Genomic DNA, 19,100 nt, shown 5'->3' with positions numbered 1-19,100 from the left:
TCAGGCTCAGCCCCGGGCGCCGTCCCCACGGCCGGCGGTTTCCTTGAGCTCCTCGGTCAGCCACTGCGCCAGCGCCTGGGTCTCGGCGCGCGCCCGCAGGTGCGGCGCGATCCACAGCGCCAGCTTGTGCGGCCCGGGCACGAAGCCGAACGGCGCCACCAGCTTGCCGGACTGCAGGTCGTCCAGCACCAGCATGCGCGGCACCGGCGCGATGCCCAGCCCGCAGGCCGCCGCCTGGATCAGGACGTAGAAATGCTCGAAGCGCTCGCGCACCTGCAGCTCCAGGCCTTCGACGCCGGCTGCGCCGGCCCATTCGGTCCAGGCGTCGGGCCGCGTCTTGGTCATCAGCAGCCTGGCGTCGGCAAGGTCGGCCGGCCTGCGGATGCGGGCGCTGCGCATGTAGTCGGGCGAGCAGACCGGCCCCACCCATTCGGTCACCAGCTCGCGCACCACCACGTCCTCGGGCGGCCTGATCATGGTGTTGCGGATCGCGACGCCGATGTTCTCGCGCACCACGTCGACGGGTCCGTAGTTGACGTTGAACTGCAGCTCGATCCCCGGGTGCTGGTCGTGGAAGCGCGCCAGGCGCGGGATCAGCCAGTGGGTCAAGATGGAGGCCGAGCAGGACAGCGTCAGTGGCCCCGGCTTGAGCTGCTCCAGCGCGGCCTGCATCAGGTTCAGCGCCGCGGCCACGCCCTCGGCCAGGCGCGCGCCTTCCGGCGTGGGATCGGTGGACTGCGAACCGCGCGTGAGCAGCATGACGCCCAGGCTCTCCTCGAGCGCGCGCACATGGCGGCTGATCGCGCCATGCGTGACCGAGAGCTCCTGCGCCGCCGCCGTCATGCTGCGCAGCCGGGCCGTGGCCTCGAAGGCGCGCAGGGCGTTGAAGGAAGGTCGGGGCAGGTTCGACACGGTGTGACTTTTTATCACAGGCGAAAAAGTTTAAATCGTTTGTCCGGCGCCGGGCGAGCCTCCATCATTCCCTCACAGCGAACCGCGGGCATGGTGCCGCGCGGCGTGACTAAGGAAGCAAGGGCAGTGGTCATGTTAGGCAACGACGGCGGCGGGCGCGCGGAATTCAGGGCGCGCTACTTCGTGGAGAGCCCCGAGCCGCTGCAGAAGGCGGCCGAGATCATCGCGGGCGAACAGTCCTCGGGCACCTTCCTGGAGCTGCCCGGTGAAACCGCGGAGCTCAAGCAGCGGGCCCGCGCCCGTGTCACCCGCATCGACCCGCAAGCCCCGGCGCTCGAGCCCATGCTGCACAGCGCCCTGGTCGAGCGGCGCGGCCCCGCCGGCCTGTTCCACCGCGGCGAGATCGAGATCGCCTTCCCGGTGGCCAACGTCGGCGCCAACCTGCCGACCCTGCTGGCCACGGTGGCCGGCAACCTGTTCGAGCTGGGCGAGCTGACCGGCGTGCGCCTGCTCGACCTGGAGCTGCCGCGCGAGTACGCGCAGTGCTTCCCCGGCCCGCGCTTCGGCGTGGCGGGCACGCGCGCCAAGGCGGGCGTGCAGGGCCGCCCGCTGATCGGCACCATCATCAAGCCCAGCATAGGCCTGAGCGCCGAGCAGACCGCGGCCCTGGTCGACACGCTGCTGGCCGGCGGCATCGACTTCATCAAGGACGACGAGCTCACGGCGGACCCGGCGCACGCGCCGTTCGAGCAGCGCCTGGCCGCCGTGATGCCGGTGCTGCACCGCCATGCCGACCGCCTGGGCCGCATGCCGATGTACGCGATCAACATCAGCGGCGGCATAGACGAGATGCGCCGGCGGCACGACCAGGTGCTGCGCGCCGGCGGCAGCTGCGTGATGGTCAGCATGCAGTGGGTCGGCTTCTCCGCGCTCGAGCACCTACGCGGCTACTGCGAGCTGCCTATCCACGGCCACCGCAACGGCTGGGGCGCGCTGACGCGGCATCCCGGCCTCGGCATCTCGTTCGCCGCCTGGCAGAAGCTGTGGCGCCTGGCCGGCGTCGACCAGCTGCACGTGGGCGGCCTGCGCAGCAAGTTCTGGGAGCCCGACGCCTCGGTCACCGAGGCCGCGCGCGGCTGCCTGCAGCCCTTCGGCGGCCTCGCGCCCGTGATGCCGGTGTTCTCCTCCGGCCAATGGGCCGGCCACGCGCCCGACCTGTACGCGGCGCTGGGCAGCACCGACCTGATGCACCTGGCCGGCGGCGGCATCGTCAGCCACCCGGCCGGCGTGGCCGCGGGCGTGGCCAGCATGCGCGAGGCCTGGGAGGCCGCGACCGCCGGCGTGCCGCTGGAAACCTATGCCGCCGAGCGCCCCGCGCTGCGCGCGGCGCTGGCCAAGTTCGGGAGCCTGGCATGAGCCTCAAGCTCGCGTTCTACGGCGACGACTTCACCGGCTCGACCGACGCGCTCGAAGTGCTGGCCTTCGCCGGCCTGCGCACCGCGCTGTTCCTCGCACCGCCCTCGGCCGTGGCGCTGGCCCAGGCCGGTCCGCTGGACGCCTTCGGCGTCGCCGGCGACAGCCGCGCGATGACGCCGCAGGAGATGGACGAGGCCCTGCCCCCGGTGTTCGATGCGCTCGCCGCCAGCGGCGCGCCCATCGTGCACTACAAGGTCTGCTCGACCTTCGACAGCGCACCCGGCATAGGCAGCATAGGCCGCGCGATGGAGATCGGCCGCCGCAGCTGCGGCGCCCCCTTCATCCCGGTGGTCGCCGCCACGCCCTCGCTGCGCCGCTACTGCGCCTTCGGCCATCTGTTCGCGCGTTCGGCCACCGACGACCAGGTGCACCGCATCGACCGCCACCCGATCATGCGCGTGCACCCGGTGACGCCCATGGACGAAAGCGACCTGCGCCTGCACCTCGGGCGCCAGACCGCGCTGAAGCTCGCCGGCCTGGCCTTCCCCGAGCTCGATGCCGGCCCCGACCGCGCCCAGGCCCAGCTGCAGTCGCTGCTCGCGCAGGGCGCCGACGCCGTGGTCTTCGACGGCCTGACGGCGGCGCACCTGACCGAGGTCGGCCAGCTGCTGGCGCGCCACGCGGTCCAGTCCGCGCCGCTGTTCGTGGTCGGCGGCTCGGGCGTCGAATACGCGCTCACGCAGTGGTGGCGCCAGGTACAGGTGCTCAGCGGCCCGTTGCCCGAGTACCGGCAGTTCAGCGCCGCCGACCGCGTGCTCGCGATCTCGGCCAGCGCCTCGCGCCTGAGCGCGCAGCAGGTCGACGCCGCCGTCGCGGCCGGCTTCGCCGAGCTCGCGGTCGACGCCGCCGCGCTGCAGGGCGAGCGGCGCGCGCCCGCCCTGCTCGACGAGCTCGTGAGCGCCGCGGTGCAGCGCCTGCGCCAGGGCCGCAGCGTGATCCTGCACACGGCGCGCGGCCCGCATGACCCGCGCATCGCCGCGGCCTGCGCGGCGCTCGAGGCCGAGGGTCTCACGCCTGAGCGCGCCCGCCACGAGGCCGGGCGCCGGCTCGGCCGCCGGCTCGGCCAGCTCGCCCAGGCCATCCTGCGCAGCGAGCCGCTGCAGCGGCTGCTGCTGTCCGGTGGCGACACCTCGAGCCAGATCGTCAAGACCCTGGCGCCCGACGCGCTCGTGGTCGCGGCGCGCCTCGCGCCCGGCGCGCCGCTGTGCCGCATGGTCTCGGCCCAGCCCTGGCTCGAGGGACTCGAGGTCGCCCTGAAGGGCGGCCAGATGGGCGACACCGACTTTTTCGAAACTGCCCGGCTCGGCCGGAGCTGAACCCGCCGACCCCGGCGCCATACCTGAAGGAGACGACATGAAGACCTGGAAGACCCTCATCATCGCGGCCGCCGCGACCCTGCCGCTGGCCGCCCTGGCCCAGCAGGCCGGCGCCGATTTCAAGGAGCGCACCATCCGCGTAAGCCACGTGGTGCCCAAGGACCACCCGTTCCAGGTCGGCATCGACAAGTTCGCCGAGATCGTGGCGCAGAAGACCGGCGGCAAGATGAAGATGCGCGGCTACCCCGACGGCCAGCTCGGCGCCGAGCTGCAGTCGATCTCCTCGGCCCAGGGCGGCGTGCTCGAGATGACCCTGGTGTCCACCGCGGCCACGGCATCGGTGGTCAAGGAGTTCGGCGTGTACGACCTGCCCTTCCTGTTCAGCGACTTCAAGGAGGCGGACCTGGTGCTCGACGGCCCGATCGGCCGCAAGCTGCTGGACAAGCTGCCGGAGAAGAACCTGGTCGGCCTGTGCTACTTCGAGAACGGCTTTCGCCATGTGACCAACAGCCGCCGCCCGATCAGCAAGGCCGAGGACCTCAAGGGCCTGAAGATCCGCACCATCCAGAACCCGGTGTTCATCGACATCTTCAACACCCTGGGCGCCAACGCCCTGCCCATGCCCTTCACCGAGGTCTTCACCGCGCTCGAATCCAAGGCGATCGACGGCCAGGAAACCCCGTACAGCAACATCTGGGGCAACAGGTTCTACGAGGTGCAGAAGTACGTGAGCAACACCGGCCACATCTACGGCGCCGCCGTGGTGCTGGTGGGCAAGAAGTTCTGGGACCAGCTCAGCGGCGCCGAGCAGAAGCTGCTGCAGGAATCCTGCAACACCGCGCGCGACCACGAGCGCAGCTTCAACCGCGCAGAGGACCCCAAGCTGCTGGCGCAGATCAAGGCCAAGGGCGCCGTCTACACCGAGATCGCACCGGCCGAGCGCGCCCGCATGCGCGAGCTGCTCAAGCCGGTGTACGAGAAATACGCACGCAACCTGGGCGAGGACCTGGTCAAGCAGACCCTGGCCGAGCTCGACAAGCACCGCGTCGCCGCCAAGTGAGCGCCCATTGATCCGAGGAGACCAGCAATGAAGAAAGTCGTCGTGCTCGGCGCGGGTGGCAAGATGGGTTACCGCTGCTCGGCCAACCTGCGGGGTGCCCCCTACGAGGTGTCGCATGTGGAAGTCAGCGAGGCGGGCCGCGTTCGGCTCAAGGAACTGGGCATCCGCTGCGCGCCCGCCGATGCGGTGCTCCCGCAGGCCGACGTGGTGATCCTGGCCATCCCGGACAACGTGATCGGCAGGGCCACGCGGCTGCTGGCCAAGCAGTTCAAACCCGGCGCGATCCTGATCGCGCTGGACGCGGCGGCGCCGTTCGCGGGCGAATTGCCCGAGCGCGAGGATCTGACGATCTTCGTCGCCCACCCCTGCCACCCGCCGATCTTCAACGACGAGACCGATCCCGAGGCCAAGCGCGACCATTTCGGCGGCGTCAAGGCCAAGCAGGCCATCGTCTGCGCCCTGCTGCGCGGCCCGCAGGCGCATTTCGACCTGGCCGAGGACGTGGCCAAGCGCATGTACGCGCCGGTGATGCGCTCGCACCGCGCCACGGTCGAGCAGATGGCGATCCTCGAGCCGGTGCTGTCCGAGACCGTCTGCGCGACCTGCCTCACGGTGATCCGCGAGGCCACCGACGAGGCGGTGCGCCGCGGCGTGCCCAAGGAGGTGGCGCACGACTTCATCCTCGGCCACCTCAACGTCGAGCTCGCGATCCTGTTCGACCAGCTGCCCGGCGTGCGCATGTCGGACGCGGCCAACCGCGCCGTCGAGCGCGCCAAGCAGCAGATCTTCGCGCCCGACTGGAAGAAGGTGTTCGAGCCGGAGGCGATCCGCGAGAGCATCCTGCAGATCACGAACGTCGAGGCCTGAGGTCATGGCCAAGCTCGTCGACGGCTACTTCCGCCTGCTCAAGGCGCTGATCGCCCTGTGCCTGGTGCTGATGGTGGCACTGGTGTTCGGCAACGTGGTGCTGCGCTACGCGTTCAACACCGGCCTGACGCTCAGCGAGGAGCTCTCGCGCTGGCTGTTCGTCTACCTGGTGTTCCTGGGCGCGGTGGTCGCGATGCGCGAGCATGGCCACCTGGGCATGGACGGCCTGGTCAAGCGGCTGCCTGCGGCCGGCAAGAAGGCCTGCCTGGTCGCCAGCCATCTGCTGATGCTGTGGGCCACCTGGCTGCTGCTCCAGGGCAGCTGGGTGCAGACCCAGATCAACCTCGGCACGACCGCGCCCTCGTCCGGGCTGCCGGTCGCCGTCGTCTACGCCGTGGGCCTGGTCTACGGCGTCTCGGTCGGCGCCATCCTGCTCGCCGACCTGTGGCGCGTGCTCAGCGGCGCGGTCGCCGACGACGAGCTGGTGATGGTCAGGGAGTCCGAGGAACTCGAGGAGCTGGAGCAGCTCGAGGCCAGCTTCCATCCCGCCGCGGCCGCGCCGCGCGAGAAGACCGCCTGAGGGAGGCCGCCATGCCCGTTGCCATCTTTCTCCTCTCGCTGCTGGGCGCGATGGCGCTCGGCATGCCGATCGCCTACGCGCTGATCGTCTCGGGCATCGCGCTGATGGCGCACCTGGACATGTTCGACGCGCAGATCATCGCGCAGAACCTGATCAACGGCGCCGACAGCTTCGCGCTGATGGCCGTGCCCTTCTTCATGCTGGCCGGCGAGATCATGAACGTCGGCGGCCTGTCGCGCCGCATCGTCAACGTCGCGATGGCCGCCGTCGGCCATGTGCGCGGCGGGCTCGGCTACGTGACGGTGGTGGCGGCCTGCGTGCTGGCGGCCCTGTCCGGCTCGGCGCTGGCCGACGCGGCAGCCCTGGCCAGCCTGCTGGTGCCGATGATGGTGCGCGCCGGGCACGACAGGGCGCGCGCCGCGGGCCTGGTGGCCTCGGCCGGCATCATCGGCCCCATCATCCCGCCCTCGATCGGCTTCGTGATCTTCGGCGTCGCCGCCAACCTGTCGATCACCAAGCTGTTCCTCGCCGGCATCATGCCCGGCATCTACCTCGGCCTCGGCCTGATGGCCGCCTGGTGGTGGCAGGTGCGCAAGGAGGACGTGGCGCCGGCGCCCAGGCGCGCGCCCGGCGAGCTGCGCCAGGCGCTGATCGAGGGCGTCTGGGCCCTGGTGCTGCCGCTGATCATCATCTTCGGCCTCAAGCTCGGCGTCTTCACGCCCACCGAGGCCGGCGTGGTCGCGGCGGTCTACTCCTTCCTCGTCGCGGTCTTCGTCTACCGCGAGCTGCAGCTCAAGGACATCTACCCGCTGCTGGTCAGCGCCGCCAAGACCACGGCCGTCGTCATGTTCCTGGTGGCCGCCGCCCTGGTCTCGGCCTGGCTGATCACCGTGGCCGACCTGCCGGCCAAGCTGGTCGCCATCCTCGAGCCGCTGATCGCCAGCCCCACGTTGCTGCTGTTCACGCTGATGGCCCTGGTGCTGGTGGTCGGCACGGCGATGGACATGACGCCGACCATACTGATCCTCACACCGGTGCTGATGCCCATCGTCAAGGCCGCCGGCATCGACCCGATCTACTTCGGCGTGCTGTTCATGATCAACAACGCGATCGGCCTGATCACGCCGCCGGTGGGCACCGTGCTGAACGTGGTGGCCGGGGTCGCGAAGATAAGCATCAGCGAGGTGACACGCGGCGTCTGGCCCTTCGTGCTGGCGCAGACCACGGTGCTGCTGCTGCTGATCCTGTTCCCCTCGCTGGTGACCGGGCCGGCGCGCTGGTTCGCGGGCTGAGCGCCGGTGGACGCAATCCATTCATTTGCCAAGGAGACCTCAGATGCTGAAGAAGGAAGTGGCCGGCGGCCCCGGTGGCCGCGTGCTCATCATGGACTCGATCACCAAAGTCACGCCGGAGGACGCCGGCTGCTTCGTGGTGTCGGCCTCGCACGGCGGCGCGAGCTCGGGCGAGTTCGCGCTCGAGGTGCCGCTGGGCGCCGCGTTCTTCAACGACGCCGGCGTGGGCAAGGACGAGGCCGGCATCGCGGCCCTGGCCATGCTGCAGGCGCGCGGCGTGGCGGGCGGCACGGTCTCGCACACCAGCGCGCGCATCGGCGACGCGCAGGACATGTGGGAACACGGCGTGATCTCGCACCTCAACGAACGCGCCCAGGCACTCGGCCTCACCGTGGGCGAGCGCCTGGGCGATGCGCTGACGCGGCTGACCAAGGGCTGAGGCCCGGGCGGGCGAGCCAGGGCCGGTCGGCGGCGGGGTGTCTCGATGACATCCTGCTGCGGCGTCCGGGCGCCGTGGCCAACCGCTTCAACAGCGAGCCGCCGGGCCCGTCACGCGTCATTCAATGCACACCCGAGTCGCTGCCCCGGGGGCGGTATTCCTTGTCCACCAGCATGGTCCAAGTCGCGATCAGGACGATCACCGCCCCGAGCGCCACCATGACCAGCCGGTTCCCGCGTTCAAGCGCGTACTGCAGCACCCAGGGGGACATGATCAGCCAGATGCCGAGCCCGGCCTCGGTCCATTCCTCCCAGGGGCGCGGCACGAGGATCGCCCCCACGGCGGTGGCGATCAGCGCCAGGCCGATCACGACGGCGTTCGCGCTTGCCGCCATTGAGTCGGTGTAACCCAGCCACCAAGGCGACAGCATGACCACCAGGCCCACCAAGGCATTGACCACGTCCTGCCAATGCCGGAGTTTCAGTTGCTTCATGGGACACCTCCTGCCGCCAGGGTCGATCCCCCGGCAACCTTGATTGGAATCCGCCACGAAGCACTTGGTTCCTGGCCCCGGACGCCGCGGATATCCGCGACTTCTGCATGGGAAAACCGAACGCATCAAAGCCCCGCGGATACGGAAAAGCTGAGCCCCCGCGCAGGGCCCCGGCCTGAACGAAAGACACAGGACGCCCGGCTTGTCCGGGCGTTTGACTTCGGTGCTCATGCGATTGCTTGGGTGGGTGCGATGGGTGCCGAGCACGTCGATACCGGATCGTCAAAGGGCGAGACCGACCCGAAGCAGCCGTTCCCGACCAACACAAGCGTACGCTCAGTCGCGGCGACGGGGCTGAGCCGGCATCGGGAGCGTCAGCCGCGCCGAGCCGCTTCGATCGCAGCGATGTCGATCTTTCCCATTCCCATCATGGCTTCGAACGCGCGCTTGGCCGCCGCTCGATCAGGATCGGCGATCGCGGCCGTCAGGGCGCGTGGCGTGATCTGCCACGACAGTCCCCACTTGTCCTTGCACCAGCCGCATGCGCTTTCCTGGCCGCCGTTTCCGACAATCGCGTTCCACAAGCGGTCCGTTTCGGCCTGGTTGTCGGTCGCGACCTGGAACGAGAAAGCCTCGTTGTGCTTGAACGCCGGGCCTCCGTTCAAGCCGAGACAAGGGATGCCCATCACCGTGAACTCGACCGTCAAGACATCGCCCTGCTTGCCTGCGGGATAGTCGCCAGGCGCGCGATGGACAGCTCCCACCATGCTGTCCGGGAACGTCTCGGCGTAGAACTTCGCGGCGTCCAACGCGGTGCCGTCGTACCAGAGACAAATCGTGTTCTTGCTGACCATCTTGGTTCTCCTGAATTGGGACAGATACGTGCACTCACGCCGCGCATGCGTGATCGTACGCCACGGCGCCGATCGAGTGAAATCGCATTCGCAAACAGGATCAAGCTCATGGCGCGACGCGCGCTTTCACGGTACCAATGACGGCGACCCATTGCCGACGTTCTCCATTAGCGAGACCGGACATTCGCAGCCCGCGGCGGACGGCCACTTCCCGACGTTCGCGCAATTCCCCATAGCAGCCTTTGGATGAGTTGGCGGACAAAGCCCCCCGGTCCTGCGGTGTCCAGCGCCGGCTTGACCCGGGCCGCTTAGGGCGCCAGTGCGCCCTGGCAGGTGTGGTAGGGGATCGCGCCCATCGCAGCCGTGACGGCCCTCACCGTCAGCGCGTAATGTTCACCCGGGCGCCGATGGTGTGGATGGGTTCGCTTGCGGTGATGACGCACTTCTTCGCCGAGCGCGAATCGTGGCTGTCCTCCTCGTGCATCGCAACTTCGATGACCCACAACTGTCCGCTCACACCAATCGTTTCAACATTGGATGGCCGCATGCATCCAGTGGTTCGGCAGTTCGCGGACGCAGACAGGGGTCGATTCAAAAAAATATGGATGTGATGTTGAGCATCATTAATGAATATTCTATTGATTACTGGCCGTACGGTAGGCATCATCGATCTGCATGAAACCCCGCCTGTTGCAGGCGACCCGTGGCGCGGTCAACGGCCGGGGTTGCGTCAGTAATCGGGCGTCGCCGACGCCAGAAACCTTAGGAGACAAAGATGAAACCTGGACTTTTCCATGAACGACAAGCCCTCCGTCCTGATGCCCCGGGCGCCGACGTGAACCGCAAGGGCGGTGATTCGTGTGTCAAGCGACTCGACGTGGTCGTGGTCGGTGCCGGCTTCGGCGGCCTGTATGCCGCGTACCGTTTCCGCGAGATGGGCCTGCGTATCCAGGGCTTCGAGGCGGGCGGCGACGTCGGCGGCGTGTGGTACTGGAACCGTTACCCGGGCGCTCGCGTCGACCTGCCCAGCATCGATTACAGCTATTCCTTTTCGCCCGAGATCGAGCAGGAATGGACCTGGTCGGAGCAGTTTGCCGCGCAGCCAGAACTGCTGGCCTATTTCAACTTCGTGGCCACCCGGCTCGATCTGCGCAAGCACTTCCAGTTCAACACGCGCGTGACGAGCGCGGTGTGGGATGAGGCGCGCGCGCTGTGGACGGTGCGGACGGACCGCGGCGAACTCTTGGAGGCCACTTACTGCGTCATGGCGACGGGTCCCCTGTCGATTCCGAAGGACCCGGACATTCCTGGCCTGGACCGCTACGAGGGGCGACTGCTGCGCGCCGCCAAATGGCCGCACGAGCCGGTCAGCTTCGCGGGCAAGCGCGTGGGCGTGATCGGCACCGGATCGACAGGGATCCAGATCGTGCAGGAGGTGGGCAAGCAGGCGGGCGAGTTGTATGTCTTCCAGCGCACGCCCAGTTTCACGATGCCGATGCGCAACGCGCCCCTTGAGTCGGATTACTTGGCCGAGGTCAAGCGCAACTACCCCGCGATGCGCGAGATTGCCCGCAGCAGCGCGGTCGGCGGCTTGCGTCCTCAGTCCACCCGTGCCTTCTTCAGCGTGACGCCGGCGCAGCGCCAGCAGCTCCTGGAAGACGCCTGGAAGAACGGCGGCCTGGCCATGCTGGGCACCTTCGCGGATCTGATGTCCAACGAGGAGGCCAACGAGCATGTCGCCGAGTTCGTGCGCAGCAAGATCGACGAAGTGGTGAAGGATCCGGTGACCGCCGAGCGGCTCAAACCGAGGGGCTACCCCATCTTTGCGCGCCGCCCCTGTCTCGACAGCAGCTATTACGAGACCTACAACCAGCCGAACGTGCACCTCGTGGATCTGTTCGCCGATCCGATCGTGGAGATCACCGAAAAGGGTGTGCGTACGCAATCGGGTGAAGTCGAACTGGACATGCTCATCCTGGCCACCGGCTACGACGGGCTCACCGGTGCGTTGCTGGCCTTTGACGTGGTCGGTCGGGATGGGCGCACGGTGAACGACCACTGGAAGCAAGGCGCGCGCTCGTACCTTGGCCTCATGATGGACGGGTTCCCCAACCTGTTCATGACCACCGGGCCGAACGGTCCCGCCGCGCTTGCCAATATCGTCCGGATCAGCGAGCACGATGTGGACCTGATCGCAGGTGTCATCACGCACATGGACAAGCAAGGTCTGGCGACCATCGAGCCGACGCCAGAGGCCGAAAAGGAATGGATGGACCTTGTCTACACGCTCTCGCAACGTACGCTGCTGACCAAGGCCAAGACCTGGTACGTGGGTGCCAACGTCAAGGACAAGCCCCAGGGGCTGACGCTCTTCACGGGCGGTTTCCACAAGTACCGGGAGCTGTGTGCGGCTGCTGTGAAGGACGGCTATCGAGGTTTTGCGTTTCAGCGCAAGAAGCAAGCCGTCGCGGTCTGACGGCCATGCCCGTGGGGGATGGTCTGCGTGCCATCCCCAAGGTCTGGCTGCGGTTCACAGCCATGTCCGATTCCGTCAGACCGCGAGCACACCGCCATCCACTGGCAAGGTGACGCCGTTGACGTAGCTTGCCAGCGAAGAGGCAAGAAACACGGCCGGACCCGCCAGCTCCGAGGGTTGGCCGAGGCGCCCGCTGGGGATGCGGGCCAGGAAGCGCTCCAGCCGTTCGGGGCTGGCACGGGTGGCCTCGGTCATGGGCGTGACGATCACGCCCGGCGCCAGCGCGTTCACGCGTATGCCGTCGGGCCCAAGGTCGGCCGCCATCGATTGCGTGAGCATCTTCACCGCGCCCTTGGAGGCCGAGTAGCCCACACAGCCGGCCTGCGCGATGAAGGCCGCGCCCGAGGCGATGTTGATGATGCAGCCGCGCGTGCGACGCAGCGCCGGCAGCCAGGCGTGGATGGTGTTGAAGGTGCCGAACAGGTTGACGTCGACCACCTTGCGCATGTGTGCGTGTGCCCTGGGGCTGTCTATGCCCTCGCGTATCAGCACGCCGGCGTTGTTGACCAGGATGTCGAGCGCACCGATCTCGGCACGAACACGCTGAGCGAGCGCGACCGCGGCTTCGGTATCGCTCACGTCCAGCGCAAAGGCCCAGCCTTCGGCGCCCGCGGCATGCACGGCATCCAGCGTGGCCTGGCAGGCTTCGGCGCTGAGGTCGGTGACGATCACGCGCGCGCCTTCGGCCGCGTAGGCCACCGCGATGGCTTGGCCGATGCCGCTGGCGGCGCCGGTGACCAGGGCCAGTTTGTTCGCGAGCAGAGCTTGGTTTGGCATGGTGTGTGTTCCTGGTGCGGTTTCAGGTGGCTTTGCGCAGGGGTGCCACGGTGCGGCGCTGCTGGCGCTCGCGCCACCAGGCCTGCAACTGGCCGACGATGCCCTTGCGGAACAGCATCACCACCACCACGAACACGGCGCCCTGGATGATCAGCACCCACTCGGCGAAGCCGGCCAGGTAATGCTCCATGGAGCCGATGACGATGGAGCCGACGATGGGGCCCAGCATGGTGTTTAGGCCGCCGACGATGCAGATCAGGAGGGCCTCGCCCGAGGTCGTCCAGCTCACGTCGGTGAGGGTGGCCAGCTGGAAGGCCAGCACCTTCATCGCGCCGGCCAGACCCGCCAGCGTCGCGGACAGCACGAAGGCCAGCAGCTTGTAGCGGTTGACTGGGTAGCCCAGGGACTTGGCGCGCGGCTCGTTGTCCCGGATGGCGCGCAGTACCTGGCCGAAGGGCGAATGCACTGCGCGGTAGATCAGCCAGAAGCCCAGCCCGATCGCCAGCAAGCAGGCGTAGTAGAAGCTCATGGTGCTACTGGTATCGTAAAAGCCTAACAGCATGGGCCGGGGCACGCTTTGCAGGCCATCCTCGCCGCCGGTGAAAGGCATGCGCAGCGCCAGGAAGTACACCAGCTGCGCGAAAGCCAGCGTGATCATTGAGAAGTAGATGCCCTGGCGGCGGATCGCGAGGAAGCCGGTGAGCAGGCCGAAGCTGGCGGCCACCGCCACTCCGGCCAAGATGCCGGCGGCGCCATCCCAGCCCCAGACCTTGACCGCATGGCCGGTGACATAGGCCGCCGCACCGAAGAACATGGCATGACCGAAGGACAGCAGCCCGGCATAGCCGATCAGGAAGTTCACCGATGCCGCCAGCAGGGCAAAGCACATCAGCTTGATCAGGAACATCGGATAGACCAGCCAGGGCGCCAGGCAGGCCAACCCGATGCCGACGAGGATCCACCATCGGGTGGCGGTTGGCAGAACGGGCGCGGGGGTGTCAGCAGGAGACAGCATGTTCATGACGGGACTCATTCGGAACGGCCGAACAGGCCGCTGGGACGGAAAGCCAAGGTGAGGATCATCACAATGAAGATGGCAACGCCCGCATAGTCGGGCGCGAACAGCTTGGTCATGCCCTCCAGCAGCCCCAGGCCGAAGCCGGTGACGATGGAGCCCAAGATGGAGCCCATGCCGCCGATCACCACGACCGCGAAAACCACGATGATCAGGTTGGCGCCCATGTGCGGGCTGACCTGGTAGATAGGGGCGGCCATCACGCCAGCGAAGCCGGCCAAGGCGACGCCGAAGCCGTAGGTGAGCATCAGCATGCGCGGCACGTTGATGCCGAAGGTGCGCACCAAGTTGGGGTTCTCATTGGCCGCACGCAGGTAGGAGCCGATCTTGGTGCGGTCAATGAACCACCAGGTTCCCAGGCTCACCGCTAGAGCCACCGCGATCACCCAAAGGCGGTACCAGGGGATGAAGCTCACACCCAAGTCCAATCCGCCCGACAGGGGGTTGGGATAGGGCTGGCCACTGATGCCAAACTTCAGACGGAAGGCGCCCTCCAGCAACAGCGCCACGCCGAAGGTGAGCAGCAGCGCGTAGACATGGTCCGCGGCATAGAGGTGCCGCAGGAAGATCCGCTCCATCAGCAGGCCCAGTAGGCCCATGACCACGGGCGCGACCACCAGCGCCCACCAGTATCCCAGGCCGAAGTACTCCAGGATGCCCCAGGCCACGAAGGCGCCCATCATGTACTGGGCGCCGTGGGCGAAGTTCACCACGTGCAGCATGCCGAAGATGATGGCCAAGCCCAGGCTCATCAGCGAATAGAACGCTCCGTTGATCAGGCCGATCACGACCTGGCCTGTCAGGGCCGAGGTCGGAACGCCGAAGATGCTGTCCATCAGTCAGTACTCCAGGTCTGGTGCATATGCTGGCGGCGCCTCACAGGCCCAGCAGCTTTTCGATTTCGTCGCGGCGGCCAGCGATTTCCTCGCGGCTGAACTGTTCGACGACGGCGCCCTCTTCGATCACGTAGAAGCGATCGGCCAGGGAGGAGGCGAAGCGGAAGTTCTGTTCCACCATCAGCACGGTGAAGCCGCGCGAGCGCAGGGTGCGGATCACTTCACCGATCTTATGCACGATGACCGGGGCCAGGCCCTCGGTGCACTCGTCCAGCAGCAGCAGCTTGGCGCCGGTGCGCAAGATGCGGGCAATCGCCAGCATCTGCTGCTCGCCGCCGGAGAGCTTGGTGCCCTGGCTCTTGCGACGCTGCGCGAGGTTGGGAAACAGGGTGTAGATCTCGTCCACGCTGAGGCCGCCCTCTTTGAGCACCGGCGGCAGCAGCAGGTTCTCCTCGGTGGAGAGGCTGGCGAAGATGCCGCGCTCCTCCGGGCAGTAGGCCACGCCCAGGTGGGCGATCGCCTCGGGCGGTAGGCCCTCGGTAGATTGGCCATACACCTCGATCAGGCCCTGCCGGCGGGCCAGCAGGCCCACGATGGCCCTCAGCGTCGTCGTCTTGCCGGCGCCGTTGCGCCCTAGCAGACAGACGATCTCGCCCTCGTCGACCTGGATGTTGATGTCGTGCAAGGCCTGGGTCTCACCGTAGTGTCCCACCAGGTGCGAGATGCGCAGGCAGGGGCGCAGCTGTCGGGCGGCGCCCTCGGGCTGCGGGGCCTGCTGCGGAGGCAGGGACCGCGCACTGGCGGTCAGGGTATCAGACATGGGCTCCTCCCACGTAGGCGTCGATGACGCGTGGGTCGCTTGAGACTTGGGCATAGTCGCCCTCGGCCAGCACCTCGCCGGACTGCAGCACGGTGACCTGGTCGCACAGCTTGGCGATCACCTTCATATTGTGTTCCACCATCAGCACGGTGCGCCCCTTGGCGAACTGCGCGATCAGGTTCATCACCGGGTCGATGTCCTCATGGCCCAGGCCCGCCATCGGCTCGTCCAGCAGGATCAGCTCTGGCTCCATGGCGATGGTCGTGACCAGCTCCAAGGCACGCTTGCGACCATAGGACAGGTCGGCGGCCGGCGCATGCAACCAGCGCTCTAGGCCGACGCTTCGAATCAGCTCCAAGGCCCGGGCATTGAGTTCGTCCAGCATCGACTCGTTGCGCCAAAAGGCGAAGTTGCCGCCGCGCTTGCGCTGCAGGGACACCCGCACGTTTTCCAGCACGCTCATTTGCCCGAACACCGCCGAGATCTGGAAGGAGCGCACCAGGCCCATTCGGGCCACGGTGGCCGGGTCACTGGCCTCGATGCGGCGGCCGTTGTAGGTGATAGTGCCCGCGGTGGGCCGCAGGAAGGTGGTGAGCAGGTTGAAGCAGGTCGTCTTGCCGGCGCCGTTGGGGCCGATCAGGGCGTGGATCGAGTGGCGGCGCACCCGCAGGTCCACGTCCTTGACGGCGTAGAAGCCGCGGAACTGCTTGGAGAGGCCCTTCGCTTCGAGGATGTAGTCGTCGCTCATGTGTCTAGGGAGTGTTCAAAGGTGGGCGAAGGTCGCGCCGCCGTCGACCTTGATGTACTCGCCGGAGACGAAGCCGCTGGCGTCGGAGGCCAGGAAGCCAGCCACGCGGGCCACGTCTTCCGGCACGCCCACGCGGTTCATGGGCGTGCGGGCCAGGCGCTTCTGCACCATCTCGGGGGTGACGTTGACCATCACGCCTTCGGTGGCGGTGAAGCCCGGACAGATGGCGTTGACGCGGATGCCGCGCGGGCCGAGGTCGACCGCGGCGGCGCGCGTGAGGCCCAGCACGCCAGCCTTGACGCCGGCGTAGGTCAGGCCCCTGGGCAGGCCCAGGAAGGCGGCGGCCGAGGCGATGTTGATCACGCTGCCGCCCTCGCCCATGTGGGCCTCGGCGGCCTGGATGCCCCAGATCACCGACTCGAAGCCGGTGCCCACCATGCGGCGCACCATCTCGGGCGTGAGCTCGGCGATGGGGCCGTAGCGCACCCACATGGCGTTGCTCACGAGGATGTCGAAGCGGCCGAAGGCCTTCTTGAGGGCGGCGGTCGCGTCCATGAGGGTGTCGCGCTCGGCCACGTTGCCGCCGAAGGCCATGCCTTTCTGGCCCTTGGACGCCAGTTCGGCCACGGCCTCCTCGGCCAGCTCCTTCTTCAGGTCCAGCACGCCGACGGCGGCGCCCAGGTCGGCCAGGTGCAGCCCGATGGCGCGGCCGATGCCGCGCGCGCCGCCGGTGACCAGGGCCACGCGGCCTTCCAGGGCCCTGGGCGCCGCGTTCATGTTCGATGTGTTCATGTGCTTTCTTCCCTCGTCTGTCTCGAATTGTGCCGGCCGCTCAGGCCCGGTCGGCGAAGCGCGCCTCGGGCAGGCCGCGCGCGCCGGTGCCCCGCACCGCCAGCAGCCGGCCCGCGCGCGGGTCGTCGGTCTTGATGGCGTTGCCGGTGTCGCTCAGGCTGGTCACGTACAGCGTGTCCAGCCCGGGCCCGCCGAAGCAGGGGCAGCTCGGATGCGGCGTGGGCAGGTCCACCAGCCGCTCCAGCGAGCCGTCCGGGCGGAAACGCGCCAGCTGGCCCTTCATCACCAGGGCCACCCACAGGTGGCCCTCGGCGTCGACCGCCGCGCCGTCGGGGCCGGAGCCCAGCGCGGTGGTGTCGGCAAACAGTTGCATGCCCGAGGCCTCGCCGGTGGCTGGGTCGTAGTCATAACAGCGAATCTGATGCGACAGGCTGTCGGCGAAGTACAGCGTGCGCCCGTCGGGACTGAAGCCCAGGCTGTTGGAGACGCGGATGCCGCGCTCCAGCGTGCGAAGCTGCCCCGAGGGCAGCAGCTGATAGAGCTCGCCCACCGGCGTGGCCGGCGCGAGCTTGAGGGAGCCCACCAGGAAGCGGCCCGCGCGGTCGGCGCGGCCGTCGTTCAGGCGCATGCGCTCCTCGGGATGGCGAACCTGGGCCAGGCGGGTGAAGGCGCCATCGGCAGCGCAGCCTCCCCCCGCCTCGACGTCCAGGAAGCCGATCTCGTGCTCCAGCGCCACCAGTAGGCGGCCGCTCTCGCACAGGGCCAGCGAGCCGATCTCCTGCGGCAGCGTCCACTGCCGGCGCTCGCCGGTGGCGGGCGCCAGGCGGTGGACCAGGCAGCGCTTGGAGTCGATCCAGTACAGCGCTTGGCGGCGCTCGTCCCACAGGGGGCACTCCCCCAGCCGGTCTCGCTGTTCGCCGAGGAATTCGATCTGCAGCATGGACGCGGCTGGCGCGAGGCCTTGTTCGGGCAACGCCTGCTTACTTCTTGACGAAGTCACAGCCACCCTCGGCCAAGGGCCGGAAGACCTGCTCGCCCGGGATCTCGCCCTTGAGGGTGTAGTAATCGTACTTGCCCTTGGACTCGGCCGGGGTCTTGACCAGCGCGGCGTAGACCGGACGCATGGTCTGGCCATCTTCGCGGATGCGGACGTTCTTCATGGAGAAGTCGTTGATCGGGGTGGCCTTCATCTTGGCCATCACCGCGCCGCCCTCGTCGGTGCCGGCGGCCTGCACCGCCTTCAGGTAGTGCAGGGTGGCGCTGTAGGCGCTGGCCATGATGTAGGTAGGCGCCACACCGTTGTTGCGGTCCATGAAGCGCTTGGACCAGGCGCGGGTCTCGTTGTTGTGGTCCCAGTACATCGGGTCGGTGAATTGCAGGCCCTGGGCGACGTCCAGGCCCATGGCGTGCACCGCGTTGATGGTCATGCCGAAGACGGAGACGGCCTGGCCGCCGCGGGCGATGCGGAATTCGGCCGCCTGCTTGAGCGCGTTGGTCTGGTCGAGGCCGGCGTTGAGGATCACGATGGCCTGGGCCTTGCTGGCCTGGGCCTGCATCAGGTAGGAGGAGAAGTCGGTGGTGCCCAGCGGGTGCTTGACCGAGCCGACCACCTTGCCGCCGGCGGCTTCGATGAACTTGGTGGCCTCGGCCTGGAAGGCGGCGCCGAAGGCGTAGTCGACGGAGACGAAGAAGAAGGACTTGATGCCCTGGTTCATCAGGCTCTGCACGCCAGCCTTGGGCATGGAGTAGGTGTCGACCGCGAACTGGATGTTCATCGGCGAACAGGCTTTGCCGGTCAGGTCGGAGGCCACGGTGCCGGCGATCAGGTAGGGCTTCTTGGCCGCCTTCATCATGCCGCTGACGGACAGGGCGATGGAGGAGGCGGAGCCGCCGATGATGCTGTCGACCTTGTTCTGCTCCAGCCACTGGCGCGCGATGTTGGTGCCGACGTCGGGCTTGTTCTGGTCGTCGGCGACCAGCACCTCGACGGGCTTGCCCAACACCTTGCCGCCGAAGTCTTCCACCGCCATGCGCACGGCCAGCGTGGAACCGGGGCCGCCGTTGCCGGAATAGGGGCCGGTCTGGTCGGCCATCACGCCGATGCGGACGGCGTCGTCCGAGACTTGCGCCTGCGCGCCGGTGGCGGCCAGCAGGACCAGCAGGCTGGCGGTGGTCAGGGTGTTGAGCTTGCGGTTCTTCATGGTCTGTCTCCAATGGTTGGGGCGGA

General features: G+C 68.0%; 20 protein-coding genes. 8 read left to right on the top strand and 12 right to left on the bottom strand.

What is annotated here, in order from left to right:
- Positions 1-6 precede the first annotated feature (6 nt).
- A complete protein-coding gene (locus tag FFS10_RS09105; protein WP_249931224.1) occupies positions 7-912 on the bottom strand; it encodes a LysR substrate-binding domain-containing protein in 906 nt (301 codons plus the stop codon).
- Positions 913-1,044: 132 nt separating this feature from the next.
- Here FFS10_RS09105 and FFS10_RS09100 point away from each other — a divergent pair, with 132 nt between their 5' ends.
- Genes FFS10_RS09100 through FFS10_RS09070 form a run of 7 tightly spaced genes read left to right on the top strand, consistent with a single transcriptional unit; the run spans position 1,045 to position 7,942 of the window.
- Positions 1,045-2,328 (top strand): ribulose-bisphosphate carboxylase large subunit family protein, encoded by a 1,284-nt coding sequence (locus FFS10_RS09100; protein WP_137893761.1) that lies wholly within the window; start codon positions 1,045-1,047, stop codon positions 2,326-2,328.
- Entirely contained in the window at positions 2,325-3,704 is a 1,380-nt protein-coding gene (locus tag FFS10_RS09095) for a four-carbon acid sugar kinase family protein (RefSeq protein WP_137893760.1), read from the top strand. The genes FFS10_RS09100 and FFS10_RS09095 overlap by 4 nt, the downstream gene beginning before the upstream one ends.
- Positions 3,705-3,741: 37 nt before the next feature.
- Positions 3,742-4,764: a TRAP transporter substrate-binding protein gene (locus tag FFS10_RS09090; RefSeq protein ID WP_137893758.1), complete on the top strand. Its 1,023-nt coding sequence runs from the start codon at positions 3,742-3,744 to the stop codon at positions 4,762-4,764.
- A gap of 27 nt (positions 4,765-4,791) precedes the next feature.
- Positions 4,792-5,631 carry a phosphogluconate dehydrogenase C-terminal domain-containing protein gene (locus FFS10_RS09085; protein WP_137893757.1) on the top strand — a complete coding sequence of 280 codons (840 nt, stop codon included), beginning with the start codon at positions 4,792-4,794 and terminating at the stop codon, positions 5,629-5,631.
- A gap of 4 nt (positions 5,632-5,635) precedes the next feature.
- Positions 5,636-6,211, top strand: coding sequence for a TRAP transporter small permease (locus tag FFS10_RS09080; protein ID WP_137893755.1), 576 nt, complete (start codon positions 5,636-5,638; stop codon positions 6,209-6,211).
- 11 nt (positions 6,212-6,222) lie between these two features.
- Complete coding sequence (locus FFS10_RS09075) at positions 6,223-7,503, top strand: TRAP transporter large permease subunit (RefSeq protein WP_137893753.1); 1,281 nt, start codon at positions 6,223-6,225, stop codon at positions 7,501-7,503.
- A gap of 43 nt (positions 7,504-7,546) precedes the next feature.
- A complete protein-coding gene (locus FFS10_RS09070; RefSeq protein WP_137893750.1) occupies positions 7,547-7,942 on the top strand; it encodes a hypothetical protein in 396 nt (131 codons plus the stop codon).
- 121 nt (positions 7,943-8,063) lie between these two features.
- On the opposite strand, the gene FFS10_RS09065 is transcribed toward FFS10_RS09070, so the two are convergent.
- The 3 genes from FFS10_RS09065 to FFS10_RS22965 form a co-directional block, all read right to left on the bottom strand.
- Positions 8,064-8,435, bottom strand: a complete 372-nt coding sequence (locus tag FFS10_RS09065) for an SPW repeat protein (RefSeq protein ID WP_137893748.1) — start codon at positions 8,433-8,435, stop codon at positions 8,064-8,066.
- A 374-nt stretch (positions 8,436-8,809) separates the two neighbouring features.
- Positions 8,810-9,289, bottom strand: coding sequence for a VOC family protein (locus FFS10_RS09060; RefSeq protein WP_137893746.1), 480 nt, complete (start codon positions 9,287-9,289; stop codon positions 8,810-8,812).
- 379 nt (positions 9,290-9,668) lie between these two features.
- Entirely contained in the window at positions 9,669-9,836 is a 168-nt protein-coding gene (locus FFS10_RS22965; protein WP_171016120.1) for a hypothetical protein, read from the bottom strand.
- Between the two features lie 228 nt (positions 9,837-10,064).
- Between FFS10_RS22965 and FFS10_RS09055 the strand changes: the two genes are divergently transcribed.
- Entirely contained in the window at positions 10,065-11,765 is a 1,701-nt protein-coding gene (locus FFS10_RS09055; RefSeq protein ID WP_137893744.1) for a flavin-containing monooxygenase, read from the top strand.
- Positions 11,766-11,840: 75 nt separating this feature from the next.
- Here the strand turns inward: FFS10_RS09055 and FFS10_RS09050 are convergent, their stop codons facing one another.
- From FFS10_RS09050 to FFS10_RS09015, 8 genes are all read right to left on the bottom strand, one after another.
- Positions 11,841-12,602, bottom strand: coding sequence for an SDR family NAD(P)-dependent oxidoreductase (locus tag FFS10_RS09050; protein WP_137893742.1), 762 nt, complete (start codon positions 12,600-12,602; stop codon positions 11,841-11,843).
- A 22-nt stretch (positions 12,603-12,624) separates the two neighbouring features.
- Positions 12,625-13,623 (bottom strand): branched-chain amino acid ABC transporter permease, encoded by a 999-nt coding sequence (locus tag FFS10_RS09045; RefSeq protein ID WP_249931223.1) that lies wholly within the window; start codon positions 13,621-13,623, stop codon positions 12,625-12,627.
- 8 nt (positions 13,624-13,631) lie between these two features.
- Positions 13,632-14,513, bottom strand: coding sequence for a branched-chain amino acid ABC transporter permease (locus tag FFS10_RS09040; protein ID WP_137893740.1), 882 nt, complete (start codon positions 14,511-14,513; stop codon positions 13,632-13,634).
- Positions 14,514-14,553: 40 nt separating this feature from the next.
- Positions 14,554-15,255 (bottom strand): ABC transporter ATP-binding protein, encoded by a 702-nt coding sequence (locus FFS10_RS09035; protein ID WP_502702725.1) that lies wholly within the window; start codon positions 15,253-15,255, stop codon positions 14,554-14,556.
- 70 nt (positions 15,256-15,325) lie between these two features.
- The gene (locus FFS10_RS09030; protein WP_137893736.1) at positions 15,326-16,081 is read right to left on the bottom strand and encodes an ABC transporter ATP-binding protein; all 756 of its coding nucleotides are present in this window, start codon (positions 16,079-16,081) and stop codon (positions 15,326-15,328) included.
- A 15-nt stretch (positions 16,082-16,096) separates the two neighbouring features.
- Positions 16,097-16,873, bottom strand: coding sequence for an SDR family NAD(P)-dependent oxidoreductase (locus tag FFS10_RS09025; protein ID WP_249931222.1), 777 nt, complete (start codon positions 16,871-16,873; stop codon positions 16,097-16,099).
- A 40-nt stretch (positions 16,874-16,913) separates the two neighbouring features.
- The gene (locus tag FFS10_RS09020) at positions 16,914-17,813 is read right to left on the bottom strand and encodes an SMP-30/gluconolactonase/LRE family protein (RefSeq protein WP_171016121.1); all 900 of its coding nucleotides are present in this window, start codon (positions 17,811-17,813) and stop codon (positions 16,914-16,916) included.
- A 40-nt stretch (positions 17,814-17,853) separates the two neighbouring features.
- Complete coding sequence (locus FFS10_RS09015; RefSeq protein ID WP_137893734.1) at positions 17,854-19,074, bottom strand: ABC transporter substrate-binding protein; 1,221 nt, start codon at positions 19,072-19,074, stop codon at positions 17,854-17,856.
- Between the last annotated feature and the right edge of the window lie 26 nt (positions 19,075-19,100).

Source organism: Ramlibacter sp. 2FC (genome assembly GCF_005503345.1).
Classification (GTDB): Bacteria; Pseudomonadota; Gammaproteobacteria; order Burkholderiales; family Burkholderiaceae_C; genus SCMQ01.
The sequence above is the reverse complement of the archived record's forward strand: the minus strand, read 5'-3'. Positions and strand labels throughout refer to the sequence as shown.